At 59.8% G+C, this 19,090-nt stretch carries 17 protein-coding genes and 1 pseudogene; 4 read left to right on the plus strand and 14 right to left on the minus strand.

The window, feature by feature from the left end:
- Window positions 1-750 precede the first annotated feature (750 nt).
- The 3 genes from NKH83_RS10440 to NKH83_RS10450 form a co-directional block, all read right to left on the minus strand.
- Window positions 751-1,014 (minus strand): SDR family NAD(P)-dependent oxidoreductase, encoded by a 264-nt coding sequence (locus NKH83_RS10440; RefSeq protein ID WP_352706234.1) that lies wholly within the window; start codon window positions 1,012-1,014, stop codon window positions 751-753.
- 8 nt (window positions 1,015-1,022) lie between these two features.
- The gene (locus NKH83_RS10445) at window positions 1,023-1,421 is read right to left on the minus strand and encodes a DUF2231 domain-containing protein (RefSeq protein WP_352706236.1); all 399 of its coding nucleotides are present in this window, start codon (window positions 1,419-1,421) and stop codon (window positions 1,023-1,025) included.
- 298 nt (window positions 1,422-1,719) lie between these two features.
- A complete protein-coding gene (locus NKH83_RS10450; protein ID WP_352473700.1) occupies window positions 1,720-1,962 on the minus strand; it encodes a hypothetical protein in 243 nt (80 codons plus the stop codon).
- 187 nt (window positions 1,963-2,149) lie between these two features.
- On the opposite strand from NKH83_RS10450, the gene NKH83_RS10455 reads away from it, so the two are divergent.
- Entirely contained in the window at window positions 2,150-2,674 is a 525-nt protein-coding gene (locus NKH83_RS10455; RefSeq protein ID WP_023677856.1) for a YciE/YciF ferroxidase family protein, read from the plus strand.
- Between the two features lie 206 nt (window positions 2,675-2,880).
- On the plus strand, window positions 2,881-4,047 hold the full coding sequence (locus NKH83_RS10460) for a glycoside hydrolase family 1 protein (RefSeq protein WP_352803816.1): 1,167 nt from the start codon (window positions 2,881-2,883) through the stop codon (window positions 4,045-4,047).
- Between the two features lie 139 nt (window positions 4,048-4,186).
- Here NKH83_RS10460 and glf read toward each other — a convergent pair whose 3' ends face one another.
- Complete coding sequence (gene glf / locus NKH83_RS10465) at window positions 4,187-5,329, minus strand: UDP-galactopyranose mutase (RefSeq protein ID WP_352803818.1); 1,143 nt, start codon at window positions 5,327-5,329, stop codon at window positions 4,187-4,189.
- Between the two features lie 2 nt (window positions 5,330-5,331).
- Window positions 5,332-6,504, minus strand: coding sequence for a glycosyltransferase family protein (locus NKH83_RS10470; RefSeq protein WP_352803820.1), 1,173 nt, complete (start codon window positions 6,502-6,504; stop codon window positions 5,332-5,334).
- Between the two features lie 399 nt (window positions 6,505-6,903).
- Here NKH83_RS10470 and NKH83_RS10475 point away from each other — a divergent pair, with 399 nt between their 5' ends.
- Window positions 6,904-7,827: a glycoside hydrolase family protein gene (locus NKH83_RS10475; protein WP_352473704.1), complete on the plus strand. Its 924-nt coding sequence runs from the start codon at window positions 6,904-6,906 to the stop codon at window positions 7,825-7,827.
- Between the two features lie 233 nt (window positions 7,828-8,060).
- Here NKH83_RS10475 and NKH83_RS10480 read toward each other — a convergent pair whose 3' ends face one another.
- The 8 genes and pseudogenes from NKH83_RS10480 to NKH83_RS10515 form a co-directional block, all read right to left on the minus strand.
- Window positions 8,061-8,981 (minus strand): ArsR/SmtB family transcription factor, encoded by a 921-nt coding sequence (locus NKH83_RS10480; protein WP_352803823.1) that lies wholly within the window; start codon window positions 8,979-8,981, stop codon window positions 8,061-8,063.
- A gap of 626 nt (window positions 8,982-9,607) precedes the next feature.
- Complete coding sequence (gene istB / locus NKH83_RS10485; RefSeq protein WP_352803826.1) at window positions 9,608-10,336, minus strand: IS21-like element helper ATPase IstB; 729 nt, start codon at window positions 10,334-10,336, stop codon at window positions 9,608-9,610.
- A pseudogene (gene istA, locus NKH83_RS10490) lies at window positions 10,269-11,835 on the minus strand (IS21 family transposase). The gene istB and the pseudogene istA overlap by 68 nt, the downstream one beginning before the upstream one ends.
- A 42-nt stretch (window positions 11,836-11,877) precedes the next feature.
- Window positions 11,878-12,225 carry an alpha/beta fold hydrolase gene (locus tag NKH83_RS10495; RefSeq protein ID WP_352803828.1) on the minus strand — a complete coding sequence of 116 codons (348 nt, stop codon included), beginning with the start codon at window positions 12,223-12,225 and terminating at the stop codon, window positions 11,878-11,880.
- 424 nt (window positions 12,226-12,649) lie between these two features.
- On the minus strand, window positions 12,650-13,090 hold the full coding sequence (locus tag NKH83_RS10500) for a TPR end-of-group domain-containing protein (RefSeq protein ID WP_352803830.1): 441 nt from the start codon (window positions 13,088-13,090) through the stop codon (window positions 12,650-12,652).
- Between the two features lie 43 nt (window positions 13,091-13,133).
- A complete protein-coding gene (locus NKH83_RS10505; protein ID WP_352803832.1) occupies window positions 13,134-13,586 on the minus strand; it encodes a YidB family protein in 453 nt (150 codons plus the stop codon).
- A gap of 344 nt (window positions 13,587-13,930) precedes the next feature.
- The gene (locus NKH83_RS10510) at window positions 13,931-14,800 is read right to left on the minus strand and encodes an MBL fold metallo-hydrolase (protein ID WP_352706247.1); all 870 of its coding nucleotides are present in this window, start codon (window positions 14,798-14,800) and stop codon (window positions 13,931-13,933) included.
- 1,172 nt (window positions 14,801-15,972) lie between these two features.
- Window positions 15,973-16,287, minus strand: coding sequence for an alpha/beta fold hydrolase (locus NKH83_RS10515; RefSeq protein WP_352803836.1), 315 nt, complete (start codon window positions 16,285-16,287; stop codon window positions 15,973-15,975).
- A gap of 374 nt (window positions 16,288-16,661) precedes the next feature.
- Between NKH83_RS10515 and NKH83_RS10520 the strand changes: the two genes are divergently transcribed.
- Entirely contained in the window at window positions 16,662-17,300 is a 639-nt protein-coding gene (locus NKH83_RS10520; RefSeq protein ID WP_352803839.1) for a hypothetical protein, read from the plus strand.
- A gap of 21 nt (window positions 17,301-17,321) precedes the next feature.
- On the opposite strand, the gene NKH83_RS10525 is transcribed toward NKH83_RS10520, so the two are convergent.
- On the minus strand, window positions 17,322-18,986 hold the full coding sequence (locus NKH83_RS10525; protein WP_352803951.1) for a DNA polymerase/3'-5' exonuclease PolX: 1,665 nt from the start codon (window positions 18,984-18,986) through the stop codon (window positions 17,322-17,324).
- Between the last annotated feature and the right edge of the window lie 104 nt (window positions 18,987-19,090).

Genomic DNA, 19,090 nt, shown 5'->3' on the forward strand with positions numbered 1-19,090 from the left:
GCTGCATGCGCACCTGGCCGGCCGCTCTAGTCCTGGACAATTGCCGACCTCGTCGCTGGTCAGCATGCCAGAATGTCGATGCCGGAAGCCATGAGGACCCCGATTGAATGTTCTCATTCGTTTGTGATCGGGGGTGCAAGGCAATCCGGCTCCAGCGCATGTTGGCCTCAGGAACAAACCGCGGTCGCATCCGTTCAGCATCGCGAAGGACGAGACGGCTGTCCACGGCCTTTCCGGTACTGCAAAGGAGACATGACGTGCTCGGTCCGCAGAGGGGGTTTTCGAAGACCATCTAAGGCTTCGCGCCGCTGGCGACATCGAGGAGGATCTTAGGCGCAACTATGCTGTGGACGTGGTCCCCTTGACCGCGAATTCGAATTTAGAGGCCATGATGCCGTCCGCCTGTCGTCCAAACGCCTGCGCGAGCAGCTGCCTCAAGGTGAGTTCAACTACATCGCAAAACAGGTCCGCGGCCCCTATACACTGCTGATCTGGTCGGCAACTTCGTCCAGGTTCGACGCCATTGAGGGCGCCGACAGTTCCGTCATTCAGGACGGCAAGATTGTCTTCCAGTCCATTCACTACAGGTTGCACCCCAAGGGGGCTGGGGAAGCCGGCGGGCTCTTCCACTCACCGCATCCGACTGGTCACAAGCTTTGTTCAGTACCGGCGCCATCCACCAGAAACGTCCTGATCACACATGCGGCGGGATTTCCTCGAAGCGGCCGAAAAGCAGGACTGCGGCGCAATTCACCCACACGTCGATCCTGCCGAAACGCGACACGGCAAAGCTGCGCATTCTCCACGGGCCGCATCGTCCGCCATATCGGTGGCAAAGGTCAGCGCCTCACCGCCCAAGCCGGCGCACTCCTTGGCGACCTTGTCGAGTGCATCCGCGTTTCTTGAGACCAGCACTAGCCGTGCGCCTTTGCGCGCCAAACCCAGAGCAGTCGCTCTGCCGATGCCGCTCGAGGCGCCGGCGACCACGACGACGGCTCCCCGCAGTTCGGCCATTCGTCAACCTATCGGGATAATTCCGGGCGGGAGTTGAGATCCTCACCCTCTTCGGGATGGACGCCTACCCTGTGTTCGTAGACAAGCGTTCCGCCTTTCCAGCCGGTGTAGACGAGCAGCAGAACGACAATCGTTGATAGCGCCAGGCCCCAGGGCAAGGCGCCCTCGGCGGCACCGGCGCTTAGGCGCAGCATGAAGCTGGCCAGCGCCAGCACCACGGCCACGACATTGCCGACCATATGGTGCCACGCTGCATTGATGGACCGCACCCTTGAATTTCCAAGAAAATCGGTAAAGCCGGCCAGCGCCGCGGCAGCGCTCATCAACAGGACAAAGCCGGGCAACCAGAAGGATGCTTCGGCCCAGAATGCATTTCCGGTGGACCAGATGCCGCCGACGCCGTGCAAAACCGCCGGCCCTACTTGTTCTTTTTGAGGAGACGAGCTTCCCTCAGGATTGAGCCGCGATCGAAGCCGACCAGCGACATTATCTCGCGTATGTGGTGTTCGGATACGCCTGACTCTCGCGCGAGCTCGCTGACGATTTCAGATTTCGGGCCGAGCCGCCCTTGTTCTTCCGCCATTACACCAATGCCTCGTATTGGGCCAAGAGTGCGACAGTCGCTCCCAAGCGTCAGCGGCCATGTTGTATTGCTGACGATTTGCTATTGTACGGTTCCGGACCAATTCTAGCCAGGGGATTCGCTCAGGTCTGCACTTGCCGTCCAAGCGCCTGCCGGGAAGCCGACAGTAGTTCTTCCTCGTCCACTAGTCCGGCCATGTAATTTGCAATGATCCGGGACGCCAACGCCTTAAGCGCTTCTCCAACCCTCTCGAACTCCGAGAAGAGATCGGGAACCTTGATCAGGTGCGGGCAAAGGTCCGTTGCGAAAAATGCGGCCGCAAGGACTCGATGACAGCGGAAACCCTTCAGGCAGACGATCCTCATTCCGGAACTTCCGCAATGGAGCGCAGCCGAGATGCTCAAGCCGCTGCTGGCGCGGCGGACTGAAATCAGCGGTCAACCCGACCGTCGCTCGCTGTTGGCTGCCGGTGTGCCGTCGCCGAAGGAACAACAAGAGACTGGTCCAGTTAGAGCCATGCATGCGTCGATAGAAATGAAAGAGGAGATGACAATGGCGACGAAAAAAAGCTCTCAGGGCAGCTCCAAGGGCTTGGAAGACCTTTTCTATGATGGTCTGAAAGACATCTACTACGCCGAACGCAAGATTCTGACGGCGCTCCGGAAAATGGCAAAGGGCGCGGAGTCCGAAGAGTTGAAGGCGGCGTTCGAAAAACATCGTGACGAGACGGAAGGTCAGATCGAGCGTCTGCAGCAAGTTTTCGACGCCTTTGGCAAGAGAGCCCAAGGGAAAACGTGCCCGGCGATCGACGGCATCATCGAAGAAGGACAGGAGATTTTGGAGGAATTCGAGGAGGCTCCGGCATTGGACGCGGGTCTCGTGGCTGCAGCCCAGTCCGTCGAACATTATGAAATAGCGCGCTACGGGACTCTTGTCACATGGGCCGGGTTACTTGGCTTGAAAGACGCCGTCCCGCTACTCGAACAGACGCTCAAGGAAGAAAAAGCAACCGATGAGGCGCTCACCCGACTAGGCGAAACAGGCGTCAACGAACGGGCGATGCAACAGGCCGCATAACTTCGGATCGAATCGACGCGACCGCGGCCCCCGGCAGACGGGATTGGAGCTTGGTTGTATTCGCCAATCCAGGCACACGTGTACACCGCAGCCGCCGAGCCGTCGACGTGGTGGTGGCCGACCGGTTTCGACTAGGCCACCGGAACTGACAATGGGGGACTGCGAATGCGATTACTTGCCCACGTCTTGGGCGACAGGATGTTGGTATGAACGAGGATACCGCTCGTCGGCCCACGGCAGGCTCTTCCGGGTTCGACAGCTTTTTCATGGCTGGTTTCGAGTGTTCCTCCCACAGGCGCGCCGACGGGGCCCGTCTTGATCTGATCCGCGCGACCTCACATGACATCCATGCACATGCCGACTATCGCCGTTGTGCCGAGCTTGGGCTTCGCACGATCCGCGACGGCTTGCGCTGGCACCTGATTGAAACAGCGCCCGGAGTCTTCGACTGGTCGAGTTGGACGTCGGCGATCGAAGCAGCCCAGGCGGCCGGGGTGCAGATTATCTGGGATATCTTCCACTATGGCTCGCCAGACCATATCGACCAAGGTGGCCCGGGGTTTATCAAGGCCTACGTCCGTTTCGCCGCGGAAGCTGTTCGGGTTCATCGCTCCGCTACCGGGGTGGCTCCCCTGGTGTGCCCGATCAACGAGATTTCGTTTTTTGCATGGGCTGTGGAGGTCGGCTATTTCCCCCGCGTCGGGCCGAACAAGCGTGGATGGTTCAAACGACACCTTGTCAGGGCAGCGGTCGCCGGCGTGAGGGCCATGCGGGAGGCCGAACCCGGCTGCAGGTTCATCTGGGCTGAACCGCTGATCCATATTGCTCCTCGTGACCGTACTCACCCCGAGCGGCGGCGCGCCGAAAATGCTCGCCAGGGCCAATTCGAGGCGTATGACATGCTGATCGGGCGCGTGGAACCGGAGTTGGGCGGCAGCGAGGACGTTGTGGACGTCATCGGCCTCAACTTCTATCCGCACAACCAATGGTACTTGAATGGCCCAACGATACCGATGGGGCACCACGAATACCGTGCACTTTCGGAATTGCTGGTCGAGGTCGCCGAACGATACAAGAAGCCGATGTTCATCGCCGAGACCGGCGCCGAAGGTTCAGGGCGGCCAGCCTGGCTTCACTACGTTTGCGACGAAGTGCGCGATGCGACGAGCCTCGGTGCACCTGTTCAGGGTATATGCCTGTACCCGGTGACGGCCTACCCAGGTTGGGACAATTCGCGCCACGCCGAAGTCGGCTTGTTCTCCACCATTCATGCGGACGGCTCGCGCACTGTTCGCAAGCCACTTGCGGACGAGTTGGAGCGCCAGCGCCAATCGTTCTCGGCGTTTGAGGAACAACAAGCAAGCGCGCTATAGCCTCGCTGATACGAACAGTGCGCGCTTTTCAGCTGCATCAACAGCACAGCATATCTAGAGCTGTTCGCCGAGAAGCCGAGAAACATCGTTGGTCTCTTTGGCCGTGGGTCGCCCGACGCCGGTCAGGCCGGCGCATCATTCACTCGGCCGCCTCGCGCTGCGTCGGCGTGACGAGCATCCCGTTTGCTGGCAGGCGTGTCTGAATGCGCCCGAACGTAGCCAATGCCTGGCCGACCACCTGATCCATATTGTAATAGCGATATGTTGCAAGACGTCCGACGAACCAGACCTCCGGGCACGCCGCGGCCAAAGCTTCGTATCGTTTGTACAAAGCCTCGTTTTCGGCCCGCGGCACCGGGTAATAAGGATCTCCGACGTCGGTGGGGTATTCGTAGGTGAGGCTGGTCTTCGGACTCTTCTGTCCGGTCAGATGCTTGTACTCGGTGATCCGTGTGTATTTTTCCGTCTGCGGATAGTTGACGACGGCGACCGGTTGAAACTGCTCGCAATCAAGCGTCGTGTGCTCAAAGCGCAGCGAACGGTAGGGCAAGCGACCAAGCTTCCAGTCGAAATACTCGTCGATCGGACCGGTATAGATCATCTGCTGGAAGGGGATCTTGTCGCGAATTTCGCGGTAGTCGGTCTGCAGCATGATCTTGATCTTGGGACTATCCAGCATGCGCTGAAACATGCGCGTATACCCGCCTGCCGGCATGTTCTGGAAGCTGTCGCCAAAATACCGATCGTCGCGATCGGTCCGGGTCGGGACTCGCGCCGTCACTGACTTGCTCAACTGGGAAGGGTCGACACCCCACTGCTTCCTCGTGTAGCCGCGGAAGAATTTCTCGTAGAGCTCTCTGCCTACTGTGCTCACCACGACGTCCTCGGCTGTGCGGACTTCCTCCACCGTCTCTCGCCGGGAAGCGAAGAACTCCTGCAGCTGCTCGGATGTCAGCTTAAGGCCGTAAAGGCGGTTTATGGTGTCGAGATTGATCGGTATCGGCAGCAGCTTTCCGTCGACCAGGGACAGCACGCGGTGTTCGTAAGACCGCCATTGGGTGAACTGCGACAGATAGTCGACGATCGATTGGGCGTTGGTGTGAAAGATGTGAGGCCCGTAACGGTGAATTAGTATTCCCGCCTCGTCGTAGCAGTCATAGGCATTGCCGCCGACGTGATTTCGTCGGTCTATGATCAGGACGCTTTCCTGCCGTTGCGATGCGATACGCTCGGCCAGCACACTGCCGGCGAAACCGGCCCCTACGATCAACCAGTCGAACACGCTCACGCCCTCCTCAGGAATGGGACGACGCTCTTCATCGCATGGGCGCGCTCGATGTGGGCAGCCATCGCGCTCCAGGTCTTCTCCCAGGACATGTCGGCGAGGTAGGCGTCGGCCTTCTTCACCAGGAAATCGCGGGGGTGGGCCAGGATCGAGCGAAGCTTGGCCTCGATGTCCTCCGCCTCGACAATCTCGACAAGGCCTTCGACGCCGTAGGTACGCACAACGTCGACGATCGCCGTGGACAACACCGGCAGTCCTGCCGCAAGAAACTCGGGAGTCTTGGTCGGGCTGATGTAGCGGGTCGCTTCGTTGAGCGCGAACGGCATCCAGCCGGCACTCCAATGCCTGAGATAGTTCGGCAGGTCTGCATAGGACTTGCCGCCCAGCCAATGCAGGTTGCCTGCCGTGGGAAGGCTCGCCCGATCGATCTTGACGACAGGGCCGAGCATGACAAAATGCACGTCTGGCATTGCCGTAGCCGCATGCGCGATAAGTTCAAGGTCGAGCCGTTCGTCGATGACCCCGAAGTACCCCACCCTCGGGTGAGGTATGTCGGCCTGATCGAACGGGTCTTCACCTGGCGCCCTAGCCTGATGGAAATGGGTAACGTCGATGCTGCTCGGGAAGGGAAAGATCGCCCGATGCAAGCTGCGCTTGGCCTCGTAGAGGCTCTGCCCGCCCGTGAAGACGACATCGGCACGTTGCAACAGCGCCTTTTCCAACTGCGTCAACTCTGCGGGAGCGTCTTTGAACGCGGAGAGTTCATCCATGCAGTCGTAGACGCAGACGTCACAGGCGAGATGATCGCTGAAGCGTAGCGCCATGGGCGTGTAATACCAGGTCGTCAATCGGTCATGCGGCGTGGAGGCGAGGATCTGATCGACGAACCTGCGCTGGATTGCGTCCGCCCTGGTCGCGGAAGTACCAACTGGGATCAGCGGCGTCACTATTCTGATCTTGGGGGTAATATTGTGCACCCGCATCGAAGGGTGGCGCCTCTCATCGAAGATCGGCTCTTCGAAGTAAATTAGCTGTTGCTGTTTTGACGCCAGGGTCAGAACGTGTTGTGGTCTCTGATATACGAAGTTCCATCGGAGGTGTGAAAAGCAAATTAAAATAGACGGTTGTACAGGGTTTTTTGGTGTTTTGGCCCGGCCCGCCGCCATTTCCATGTAGATTATCCTTCGATATAGTTACAAAATGCCTCGACTAACAAAAGTCAATCGAGGCAGCTTTGACATGAAGTTCGCAGCCTTCTATATAACTTCCATCCCGATAAGTTGTTCCATAGCTCCAAACTGTCTCGGGCGAGACCAGCCGTCCGCTCCACTTGCGACGGCTCGACAGAGAAGGGGCGAGCCGGCCGCCCCCATTCGATCCACATGATGAAGCCCCTCGCGTCAGGTCGGGCTCCCCAAATGTGGCCCTTTGCCACAGAGCGGTTCAAATCCTTCAATCGTTCAACAACCGTTCATCAGCGGAGCTATAAATACGCTTGGAATCGATTCATCTGAGTCGCGCCGGTGGTTCATTTGAATGGAGACCGAGACGAATCGAGGGATGGCTGGCGAATGAAGATCGACTTTGAAACCAACGTCTTTCCATTGTTTCACCCGCAGGTTGTGGATGATCTGAAGGACCCTTGTCCGGTGTTCGACGGCACGCTCTGGCACGTCTTCGGCTCCAGCGGCACCGTCACAACAGAGAGCTGGAAAATCCTCCACGCCACAGCGCCGGATCTTTATGGACCCTGGACAGAGCACGAGGCGATCGTTTTGCCGGTAACCGGATCTGGCATTGCGGCGCCCGGCGTCATTCATGAGTGCGGCGTCTTCCACATGTTTATCCAGACCGAATTCATGAAGTCCGGCGGACGTTGCGAGCACGCGGTGTCCAATGACGGCTTTCATTGGGTGGTGCTCAATCCGGCGATATTGTCGCTGCCCGACACCGATGAGGACGGCATCTACGATCCCCACCCCGCAATCGTCGGAGGCAAGCGCTATATCGTCTATTCAGGCATGCCCAAATTCACCAGGGTGCCCCAGCCTGATGTCTATCTGGCGCGCAGCCAATCCGATTCCTGGTTCGGGCCATGGAAACGTCTCGGCAAGATACTCGATCATCTCGACGTGCCACATCACAATGCGCGCGAGCACCCCGATTACGAATGGGGGATCGAAGGCGCGCAGCTCGTCGAGCTGCCGGACGGTCGTGTGCTTCTCAACGCCACCTGCTTCCTCCCCGAAGGTCCGCGCGGCAGCCGGCAGCGCGTCTTCTTCGCCATCGCCGATGACGTCAAGGGTCCCTACGTTTCCGTTGGCCCCGTTCTCGACCCTGGTGAGCCCGGCGAGAATGGCCATTCGACGGTGATGATCGACGGCCGGCAACTGACCTTGTTCTACCAGAGCAGGCGTGAGGCTACGAACCATCGCTGGCGGTTCGGGTTGGCTAAGTGTGACCTGGATCGGCATATACTTTCGAGAGTTGCCTAGATGGTAAGTTCCGGCATTTGCCGGAACGGAGGATGCTCTGGCTGTTGGTTGGTGGGACGGATCCCTTTGTACTGGTGATTGAGGGTAGCAGGGGATTCGCGGCCAGTGGGCAAAGCTTGCGACGAGGGATCTATACACGTCAGGCAAGCCGGTCGCCTCATGGACGGCGGTGCCAGCTGCAAGCCTAGCCTAGCAATGAACTGTAACTGAGCGCAGCAACGCGGCCAGTCGATTCACGCGGTTTTGATCCTGAGCAGGATGTCCTGATCGTAATTTCCAAAGCCCTTGCCGAAAATATTGATCCCGCCGGGGCGTTGGGCGTCGTCCTTAACGCCGATACGAATACGGATTGAATGATGGCTCTTCAGATCGAGTGCAACAAGGCCGGTTTCGGAAATCCTGAGGCCGTCGACATAGGTGCCGTCATTGGCAATTCGCCAGTTCTTCAGCTTGCCGTATTGCGAGCCTTTGAGCTTCCACCAGGAGGGCGTGAAGACGCCGCGCTTGTCGCCGAAATCTCCCGGTGACGTCCATGTGCCGACATCGACGCCATTGATCGTCAGCGTGATGTCCGAGGGCCAATCGGCGCTGGTGCCCGGCACTTCCGAGGACAGCTCTATCGCCACTTCGAGTTCGGTGATCTCGGCATTGGCGAGCTTGGCATTGTTGGGGAACTGGTATTCGACAAAACCGCGCGTGAACCACAGCAGCCCGGCCTTCATGCGGTCCGGATCGAGGAAAGTGTTCGGCACATCGAGCAGACCGATGATGCCGTCCGGCGAACAAAGGCCGCAGGGCGCGGTAACCTCGAAGCCGGTATAAAGCCCGATCGGCATCGACACTTCGATCGCGTCGTTCTTGACCGCACGATATTCGCTCTTGAACACGACGAGCACTTTTTCGGCGGTCGGATAGCAGATTTTCCGGTTGCCTTTCTTCGCTCTCTCGGTGCGGATCAGCCCCGCATCCTCCAGCACCTGGATGTTGGTCGAGACGGTCGACTGCGGAAGCGACAGCACGGCAGCGATTTCGTTGACATTCATCGGCCCCTTCTCATGCAGCAGTTTCAGCATCGAGATCCGCGCCGAGGAGGCAAGCCCCTTGAGCACGGCAATGCCTTCCTCAGGTTCGATCACCAGAAAATTGCGATTCATGAAATCGCCAGTCTATGCTCGTGACAGAGGTTATGGCTTCGCTCATTGCAACGGCGCTGACCGAAACGCCGAGCCGTTGATTTGGTTACATTAAGCCCTCGACCGTCAGTATGCATCGCAAGCCGTACCCGCAAGGATGGTGCGACATGTCTACATTTGTTCTCCGACCGCCAGCTCCTTGTAGTGCGGGGGTGCTTGTCAGTCCGTGGCCTCGATTTGCAGACGACTAGATGCTGGCAGCCACAAAGAGAGGCAGAAGCCGAACACGGAATTGGGGCCGTTCCCCTGGCCAAATCCCCAAGATACGGGACCTCGACGTCGATGTTAGCCGAACCGGCGCGGATGGATGCACAGGATGCGGTTCGCTGAAGTGCGTGCCGCCGTGAAGTAAATCATCGGATTCGCCACCCGATAGAGTCGGGACGGGGTTCTACCTATTGCTTTTGAGCATGATCTTTTCCGAAAATCGCGATTCCACTGTCAAACGGCTTCCAAAACTGACCCCCGATCGGCGTCCAATTTTGACCCCCTATGTAATGCGCGGCGGTCAGCGTTCGCCCGGGCGGCGCTGGTCCGGGTTGCGCAGCCCGGGCGAACGCGGATTGCGCTTGGCACCTGATGGGTGATCAGGCGCGGTTCTTGAAGCGCCAGGACTCGTTTCCGGTCTCGATAATCTCGCAATGATGGGTGAGACGGTCGAGCAGCGCTGTCGTCATCTTGGCGTCGCCGAAGACGGCGGGCCATTCGCCGAACGCCAGGTTGGTGGTGACGATGATCGAGGTCCGTTCATAGAGCCTGCTGATCAGGTGGAAGAGCAATTGCCCGCCGGCTTGCGCGAACGGAAGATAGCCGAGTTCATCGAGCACGACGAAGTCGAGCCGGGTGAGGTAATCGGCGATACGGCCCTGCTTGCCGCCGCGGTGCTCGGTCTCGAGCCGGTTGACGAGATCGACGACGTTGAAGAAGCGGCCACGTGAGCCGTTGCGGATCAGGGCGCGGGCAATGGCGATTGCCAGATGCGACTTGCCGGTCCCGGTGCCGCCGATGAGCACGGCGTTGCGCTGGTCGGCGACGAAGGTGCCGTTGGCAAGGTCCCGGACCAGCACCTCATTGACCGGCGTGCCGTCGAAGTCGAACTCATCGATGTCCTTGGCGATCGGCAGCTTGGCGACAGTGAGCTGGTATTTGATGGAGCGGGCCTGCTTCTCGGCGATCTCGGCCGACAGCAGATCGCCGACGATCCTCGGCGGCTCGTGCTGGCGCTTGATGCCTGTCGCCATGACCTCGTCATAGGCGCCGCGCATCCCGTAGAGCTTCAGCGTCCTCATCAGTTCCAAAACCTGGGTGCGTTCCATCAGCTTGCCCTCCTGAGGCTGTCGTAGCGGGCGCAGTCGGCTTGCGGCTCGTGTTGCAGGCGAAGAGCGTCCGGGGTGAGAATGGTGACGGCCGGCGCCGGATCGCGCCGCCGCGCCAGGATGTTGATGATGACGGCGGCGGAGCAGACATTCTGATCGAGCGCTTGCTGGCAGGCAGCCTCCACGGCATCGATGCCGTCGATCAACACCGTGGCCAGGATCGATACCATCTGCCGATCGCCGTCATGCGCCGCCTTCAATCTGCGTCGGATACGCTCCATCGCCGAGGGCAGAACCCAGCCCTGGAAGGGCGCGCCGTTGCGCAGTGCACCGGGCTTGCGGGCAAGGACCGGCATATAATGCCAGGGATCGTAGATCGTCTCCCCGCGCCCGAAGGAGCGGGCATGTTCGGCGACGATCACGCCGTCCTGGCGGATGACGATCTTGCCGGCATAGGCATGGATCTCGACCGGGCGGCCGACGGCGGTCGACAGCACCGAGTATTTGTTGTTGTCGAAGCGAACCGTGCAGGTCTTCGACACCGAGGCCGGCACCGTATGGAATCCGTCGAAGGGGCCGCGGTATTCGACCAGCTTGCCGCGCTCCTCCTCGAACACGTTCCAGATCGTTCGTTCGGGCTGTTCAATGTGACGGTGCGCCTTGGCGTAGGCGACGCACTTGTCATGCAGCCAGGCGTTCAGCTCCTCATAGGTCTTGAAGCGCAGCCTGGGCGTGAAGAAGCGCTCGCGCACCAGCCCGACCTGGTTCTCGACCTGACCTTTCTCCCAGCCCGACGCCGGCGTGCAGGCGACCGGCTGCACCAGATAGTGGCTGCACATCTGCATGAAGCGGCGATTGTATTGTCGGTCCTTGCCAACGAAGATCGTTTCCACCGCCGTTTTCATGTTGTCGTAGATGCCGCGCGTGCAGGCGCCACCGAAGAAGGCGAAGGCCCGGTCGTGGGCGTCGAACACCATCTCCTGCGTCTCCCGCGGATAGGCCCTGACGAACATCATGCGGCTGTGGCACAGCCGGACATGGGCGACCTTCACGGTCACTGTCACGCCGTTGATCAGGACGATCTCGTGGCTCCAGTCGAACTGGTAGGCCTCGCCCGGCGCGAAGAATAGCGGCACATAGGCGTCCGCCATCGCCGACCCCTGCGCCTTCGCCCAACTCTTCGCGTATCGGCGGACGGCGTCATAGCCTCCTTCGTAGCCGAGGCTGCAAAGCTCTTCGTAGATCCGGATCAGTGTCAGTTGCTCGCGCGCCGCCTTGCCACGGTTGCCATTCAAAAACCCGTCAAGCTCATCCTGCCACGGACCGATCTTCGGCTTGGGCTGCCGCTCGCGTTCGTAGGAGAACGATGTCTCATCGGATCTAAGAATCTTGCGGACGGTGTTCCGCGACACATGCAGCTCGCGGCAAATCCGCTTGAGCGACCATCCCTGCACATGGAAGGCGCGCCGAACCCGGGCAATCGTATCCACCGACTTCATCCCCACACCATCCGCTCGCCACGACGAGCTGATGGTCGCAAATCAAAGCATCAGGGGGGGGCAAAATTGGACGCCGATTCCCCGGCTTATGGGGTCAATTTTGCACGCCGATTCACATTCCACTTCTTCGGGATCGCGCCAGTGCCGGCCTACTTCACTGCTGGCCGCGGCAGCGACCCTGTCCACCATGGCGAGAACAGCTAGCGGTGCGGTGTGGTGGACCATGTGGCCGGCCTGCGGGATGATATCGACAAAGGAACCAGGAATCTCCGATTGTAGTCTAAGAGCCTCGGCTTTCGCATCGAACAACCGGTCGCCGGCCCCGGCAATAATGCCGGCAGGCATCAACAGGGTGAAGCGGCCGCCGGCCAGCGCGTCGGCCAGCATCAATCCCGATTCGGCCGCGATCGACCGCAGCTGTGAGGCCAGCTGGCGATGTCCTTTGCCGACGAAGCAAACCCCGCAGAGACGATGCCGGGGCGAAATACTTGCCCATGGCGAGCGGCCAGGTGAGCAGCACAAGCAGCGGCAGCAAAATGTGGGTGAAAACACCACCGGCGACAGGCAAGGCCGGCAGCCCGCCAGTGCAAGGCCCAGGCGCGGCGGCAAGAACGGACCGATGAAGACTCCCGATCGAATCGTCGTCCGATCGAGCTCATCGACTCGCCCGCCTGCCATCGAACCCAAATCTCAGGCGCTGAGCGGCCGAGTAGTAGATGCGACTTCGCTGCTTCATGGCTCACACTCCATCTTTCAGAAAAGAGCGTGTGTTGCTGCGATCAGTTGAATCCGCCACCCAAACCGAACGCGGCTGCTAGGCAGGCCGAAGCTTGTGCAAGTACAGCTGTGCGTCACAAGGCAAGTGAACTAAGAAGCTGCACGAACCGCGGGTGATCGCGAATGGCGTCGAAATGACTTCGTGACGGATTCGTTCCAATACGTTCTGACTCACGCTTCCTCCGACGGCTCTTTCCAGGTACCGCACCGCTTCCTCCACTTCCCCGAGCAGGGAATACATGCAAGCGGCGTTGTACTGCGTCACGAAGTCGTCCGGATCGATCGCCAGCGCTCTGGCCAGCCAGGAACGCGCCTTCTTCCGCTCACCGATATACGCGAGCGAGGGCGCCGCGATGCAGCGGTGCCGCATTTTCAGGATGGCGGCCAGTTGAGCGTTCGGCGCGCTCGAAACAGACCCTTGGTTCGCGAGCGGATGAAGGCGATCGCGCAGGAGCGTCCCCCCGTGTAGAGTTGCCACCCTGGATCTCGCCTTGGGCCGGCTGCATTCCTGGCTGTGTTCCCTAGGATACATTGTCGAGCAGGGTCGACTTATCCAAGCCATGTGTCGGCTCAGGCGGCCATTCACCATTCGGCGTCATCTCGTTGACTGTCTCGGGTAGATCCCGCGCAATCCTTCTGATTAGCTCGTCGCGCGAAAGACCCGTGTGCATCAAAATGGACGTGAGTGTACCTTCGTCCATTGCCGCTTCGACGTCCCTTGGCTCGATCGGTTGGTTTGGCCCGCTGCCAACCCACGAGTCGACCTTCGATCCTGCCCCCACCTCCCTGAACCGGTCGAGGATCTCACCAAGGTCAGCCCTCGACACACCATTCGTTATCTGAGCCAGAATTCTGCGTTGCGGGTCGTTTGGGTTAAGATACCCCGCTCCCGGAATCAATTCACAGAGCTTGTCGCGATTTTGGTATGCCAGAACGCCAAGCATGGCGATCGCCAATCTTCCCAGATTTGCCATTTGGTCTCCTCCACGGTTGAGCGAATCGAAGCCAAGTCTCGGCGGATGCCGACGCGTGTGGGCTCGAACAACTTCTTGCCGGTCGGCTCGCCGGCGGAGAGGGCGCGTCCCCTCGGGTACTCTTTTCCATCTGACGTCTTCTCCTGACGCAGAACTTCGGGGCGCTTGGCCGCTGTCGCCTGCGCCGATCGAACGCCCTAACCCGGCGCCTTCCGGGTTTGTTCCGCTTGTCAGAGTTTGTCGGCGACGGTAGGGGGCATGACCCGACGGGTAACTCTACCGGCTCGAGAAATAGAGTCTGCCCAACTTGACCATACTTCAGAACGACGGCGGCTCGGTTAGCCTCAGCTACCTTGGACTGCCGCCGGCTCGCGCACAAATTTCAATTTCGGCGGGACGGCGAACACCCTGAACCGCTCAGCCAGGCTGTCAAGAGCGTGACGCATGCCCACTCCCGCAGCAGCCGCACCGTGTCCACTGATGACCATCCGCGGGTTCAGGGCAGCCAGGTGCTTCACGGATCTTTCCGCCGCATCCCAGTCCGGCGTGAAGTAGCGCGGCGGACCGTGCATCTCAAGATCCTGAACGGCGACCTCATAGACTGACTCCTGACCGGTGGTGATGAAAGCGTCCCCTACGATCAGCGAGCGGTCCTCCTCGCGCCAGAGCGAGATATGCCCAGGCGCGTGCCCGGGTGTGTGTAGCCATCGCCATCCGGGCATTCCGGGGATCGATCCGTCGGCAGGTAGGAGTTCCAAACGGTTGCCAAGATCAATTGGCCCCCGTGGAAAAAGCGGCGAAAGCAGCGCCATCAGTCCACCCCCGACCCACGGATCCGGTGGCGGATAGGACGCGGTTCCGTCCAGATAGGGGCGCTCGAGTGGATGCGCGAAGACAGGCACGTCCCACCTATTCGCGAGGTCTAGAACCGTTCCCACATGGTCGAAATGGCCGTGGGTCAGGATGATCGCGGCCGGCCGTGCGTTCGTGCCAAACCGCTTTTCCGCGACCGCAAGAATGCTGCCGCGGGACGTCGGCAACCCGGTATCGATCAGCATCCAGTTCCGATCTCCGCTGCCCGGTGCGCCGAAGAACACGACATTGACGATTGCTAGGCGCAAATAGCCCAAGTCCGGTGCGATGCTCCAAGCGCCGTCGCCACGATCCTCGCGCCTGGCGTGGTCGATCTCGGAAAGTCGAATCTGAACGGTCATGTGATCCCGTGCCTCTCTTGTTGCTGAGCAGCCGCTCGAGTCGATCGGCGGCGGTGGTATATCGCCCCGAACTTGGCACGGCCCTCCTTGTTCCTCCTTCGCCACCCAGCTCCGGACAGTCCACCACAGGAACAAAGGCTCGACCAAATCGGTTCGGCATTACCCGGTCGCGCCAGGACGAGCTGGACTGAGCAACGAAGATGGCGCGCGCCCCATTGGATGCGGTATTTCGCCAACGCGGTTCCCGGTCCTAACAAGGCGGCCGAGTTCGAAGCCGACTGCTGAAAGAAGACTTCGAATGAGCGAAGTGGGGCGTATGGACGAGCACCAGGTGGAGGCTCCGGTTCCGCAAGCTTCGCCTATGACTGGTCAAGTTGGGCGCCAATGGTCGAGGCGGCCCGATCGGCAGGTGTCCAGGTTATCTGGGACATCTTCCATTGCGGATCTCCAGACCATGTCGATCAGCGATCGCTGCATTTCATCGATGCCTATGCCTCGTTCGCGGCAGAAGCCGTGAGCGTACAGCGTTCGATCGCCGGAACACCGCCTCTGTTGTGTCCCATCAACTAGATCTCCTTTTTCGCATGGGCTGTTGAGGTCGGCTATTTCCCGCGTGGGGCCGAACAAACGTGGATGGTTCAAGCGGCATCTCGTGAAGGCTGCCATCGCGGGTGTTCGTGCAATGCGGGAGATCGACCCCGCCTGCAGATTTGTCTGGGCCGAGCCCCTTATCCAAATCGCTCCTCGTGACCGGACCCGCAGCGAACGGGGTCGGGCCGAAAACGCCCGTCAGGGGCAGTTCGAAGCTTACGACATGTTGCTGGGCCGCGTCGAACCTGAGTTGGGCGGGAGCGAAGATGTTGTCGATGTCGTGGGCCTGAATTTCTAGCCGCACAATCAATGGTAAATAAACGGGCCGACGATATCGATGGGACACCATGAGTACCGCGCTTTGTCGGAAATGTTGCTCGAGGTTGCTCATCGGTACGGTAAGCCGATGTTCATTGCCGAGACCGGCTCAGAGGGATCCGGCGGGCCGGCTTGGCTCCACTATGTATGCCGCGACGAGGTGCGTGCCGCTATGGGTGTCGGAGCATCGATTCGAGGGTATTTGCCTGTACCCGATAACGGCCTACCCGGGCTGGGACAATTCGCGTCATGCAGAGGTGGGGTTATTTTCGGCCATCCACCCGAATGGCACACGCCGCCTCCGTCAGCCCGTCGCGGACGAACTGGTGCATCAGCAAGATCTGTTCACGGCAAACCGGACGCGCTGATTGTGTTGCGACACACCGCAAGGGCGAGCACCGAAGACCAGGGCAAATTACGGTGTATTCCTCAGCCAAAATCGGCGCCACGCGATCCCAAGTGGCATGGGTGCGAGGATGACCGTGCAGCATCAGGAAGCGGTGGCCCCTTCCACCAACCCGCACTCTGAGCGTCGCTTCCGGAAGTTTGATCTGCTCCAGCGAGAAACCTTCAAACATGCAACTCCCTCCATTCGCAACATTTGCCAAACGTGTAAACGGAGAGGCAGTTCAATGTCGGCTTCCGCGGGATCTGAACTTGCCTTGTATTCCGCGAAGAGGTCGTGAGCCGAACGGCGGCTTTAACTGGTCCCTCGGCAATAACCGGACGGACAGCAAACGGCCCCCAAAAAGCCGCCAGGCGGCGACGCGCCTGATATCGCACTTCGAGATCAACTCTGCCGTTTCCTGTTAGCCGAAGTTGCAAACGGCCCCGCTCACAATCGTGGTTGCGCCTTTGGGCATCGTGGTTCAGACCGCTGGCGGATTAGAACTCATATTGGCTTTGCGATCGGCTCATCGCTGCCGACTATCGGGGACCTATATAAAGGGGCATGTCCACGCGCCGTAAAATCAATGCAACAGCGAAGCTGATTGGAGAGTGGCCTTTAACCCCGGCTGCAACGTTTGGATCGTCCGTCAGAGCGAGGGGTATTTTTCTCGAAATACGCGCCCGCCTTCCAACGGACTTCAGGAAACTGCTCCATATCGAGTCCCGCGTGCTTACCCTGCGCCTGTCTGAGGGCGCCGAGAATGATGTGCAGGTGGTATTCGGGATCGTATCCAAAGCACTGCAGAATATCGAAGACCTGCCCGTAATCCCCCGTGAAATCGAGGACATTCTGACGATCTCGACGGCCGAACGGCACCGCTGGCTGAAAGATGGTCGCTTGCAGAGCGCCGGGACGAAAACGGTGAAACTCCGCGGGCGGGCAAGGAACATCACCTTTCACGTGTTCGACCCGCAGCACGTGGAGGATGTGCTTGACCGCGACCTGGTAACGGTCTGGCGCGAACAGGACGCAGCGACAGCTGCAGAGAATAGGCGGCGAGCCGCGGGGAAGGCCGCTATGAAACGTGCTCAAAGAAGCGGTCGCGAAACTGCAGCTTCAGCTGGCTATGGCCACGATGAGAACTCGCACTCCAGTTTGCGCGGCTGGGAAGATTTTGAGAAGGACGGACTCCTGCACTGATAGGCCGGGCGCACAAGCAGGTTAGGACGTTTGCCTGCGCCGTGCGAGATGCGCAAGGAGAGCCGTCAAACGCATCGCGTTCAGGACCCGCTTCGCAGGAACACCGCCCTTGCGCGCCATCTCGACACCCCAATGCATGTGGTCGAGCTCGCGGATCGAATGAGCGTCCGGATTGATGCTGAAGATGCAGCCCTGATCGAGTGCCTTTTGATGCCAGCGCCAGTCGAGGTCGAGTCGCCAAGGATGTGCGTTGATTTCGACAGCGACGCCGTGTTTCGCACACGCTTTGAGGACTTTGTCGACGTCGAGATCATAACCGGGCCGGCGCAACAGCTGGCGACCGGTCATGTGCCCGATGATTGTCGTCCGAGGATTTCCGATCGCCTCAATGATACGCTCCGTCTGTTCCTTCTTGGGCAACTTGAAGCGGCTGTGCACGCTCGCGACGACGAAATCGAACGTCTCCAAGATATCATTCGGGTAATCGAGCGAGCCATCCGCCAGGATGTCCGCCTCGATGCCCTTCAGTATGCGAAATTTTCCATTGTATGCTTTGTTCAGCCGGTCAGCTTCGCGGTGCTGTTCAACAATCTCCTGCAACGAAAGGCCGCCTGCGTAGTGAGCGGACTCCGAATGATCGGCGACACCATAGTATTCGAAACCGCGCCTGCGCGTGGCTTCAGCCATTGCCTCAAGCGTTTCGGTGCCATCGGATGCGATCGTGTGAGAATGCAGGATGCCATGCAGATCTTCATCCCGAATGAGGGCGGGTAGCTTCTGCTTTGCCGCTCGCTCAATCTCGTCCCTGCCTTCGCGCAATTCAGGCTCGATAAACTGCAAGTCTAGAGCTTGGTAGATTTCTTCTTCTGTCGCTGACGCGATCAGCTTTCTCCCGCGATGAAGCCCGTCGGCGTTTAGGGTGAATCCCTTGTCGGCCGCGAACGTCTTCAGTTGTTCGAGGTGGTCTGCCGAACCGGTTGCTTCGAGCAGGCTCGCGCCAAAGTGCTTCCTGTCCGTGACAACAAGCCTGAGCGTCGTATCCTCGATTTCAGTCGTCGACTTTCTGCCCTGCGCTACCAGGGCGAAGTCGGAAACGAGCTCGCAACCGCGCCGGAAGTCGCCTGCAATTTCCACGCGCGAAAACTCTGGATGCTGTTGCTTCACCGATATGACCGCATGTTCGAGAAGGGCGGCGGCCTTGTGCAGGTGAAGTTGCGTTTCGCCGCTTCGCACGATGGCCAGGTTCTGCAGCAGCTTTGTCTGAAGCGCGGCGCCGAGGCCTTTGATTGGGCGTATGCGGTCTTCTCTTGCTGCGGCCTCGAGCTCCGCCAGCGAGTTCACGCCGAGCGCCTGATGAAGCTTCAGTATCTTATCGGGACGAAGCCCGGGTATGGCAAACAGCTCCATCACGCCCGCTGGAACATCCTCGCGCAGCTTCTCAAGGCTGGGGTGCGTGCCGGTTTGGTAAAGCTTGGTCACGATGTCTGCGATCGCGTCACCGATCCCCGGGATCTTGGTGAGGGCGCCGGCGGCGATGATCCGATCAAGCGGCTGCGACAGCGCCGTCAGACTGTCTGCCGCGCGCAAGTATGCCTTTGTGCGATAGGGATTGTCGTCGCGCATGGACGATCGTTGCGCGTATTCCCTCAAAAGACTGGCGACGGTCCTCGGATCGATTTTTGCCATGGCTTCAGCCAAACGAGGCCGATCTCCGCAGGTTCCAATCAGGCAAGGCCATGAGCGCCGCGTTGCCCTTTGAATCCGGGCTTTACTGCCTCTTCCCGCGTCGG

It is taken from the genome of Mesorhizobium sp. M0909 (assembly GCF_040319515.1).
Lineage (GTDB): Bacteria > Pseudomonadota > Alphaproteobacteria > Rhizobiales > Rhizobiaceae > Mesorhizobium.

Coding starts and splice junctions, on each gene's coding strand:
- NKH83_RS10505 (WP_352803832.1), bottom strand. CDS start 13,586: ATGGCAAATCTGGGAAGATTGGCGATCGCCATGCTTGGCGTTCTGGCA.
- NKH83_RS10525 (WP_352803951.1), bottom strand. CDS start 18,986: ATGGCAAAAATCGATCCGAGGACCGTCGCCAGTCTTTTGAGGGAATAC.
- NKH83_RS10520 (WP_352803839.1), top strand. CDS start 16,662: ATGTCCACGCGCCGTAAAATCAATGCAACAGCGAAGCTGATTGGAGAG.
- NKH83_RS10510 (WP_352706247.1), bottom strand. CDS start 14,800: ATGACCGTTCAGATTCGACTTTCCGAGATCGACCACGCCAGGCGCGAG.
- NKH83_RS10460 (WP_352803816.1), top strand. CDS start 2,881: ATGAACGAGGATACCGCTCGTCGGCCCACGGCAGGCTCTTCCGGGTTC.
- NKH83_RS10515 (WP_352803836.1), bottom strand. CDS start 16,287: ATGTTTGAAGGTTTCTCGCTGGAGCAGATCAAACTTCCGGAAGCGACG.
- NKH83_RS10450 (WP_352473700.1), bottom strand. CDS start 1,962: ATGAGGATCGTCTGCCTGAAGGGTTTCCGCTGTCATCGAGTCCTTGCG.
- NKH83_RS10480 (WP_352803823.1), bottom strand. CDS start 8,981: ATGAATCGCAATTTTCTGGTGATCGAACCTGAGGAAGGCATTGCCGTG.
- NKH83_RS10440 (WP_352706234.1), bottom strand. CDS start 1,014: ATGGCCGAACTGCGGGGAGCCGTCGTCGTGGTCGCCGGCGCCTCGAGC.
- NKH83_RS10455 (WP_023677856.1), top strand. CDS start 2,150: ATGGCGACGAAAAAAAGCTCTCAGGGCAGCTCCAAGGGCTTGGAAGAC.
- NKH83_RS10475 (WP_352473704.1), top strand. CDS start 6,904: ATGAAGATCGACTTTGAAACCAACGTCTTTCCATTGTTTCACCCGCAG.
- istB (WP_352803826.1), bottom strand. CDS start 10,336: ATGGAACGCACCCAGGTTTTGGAACTGATGAGGACGCTGAAGCTCTAC.
- NKH83_RS10470 (WP_352803820.1), bottom strand. CDS start 6,504: ATGGAAATGGCGGCGGGCCGGGCCAAAACACCAAAAAACCCTGTACAA.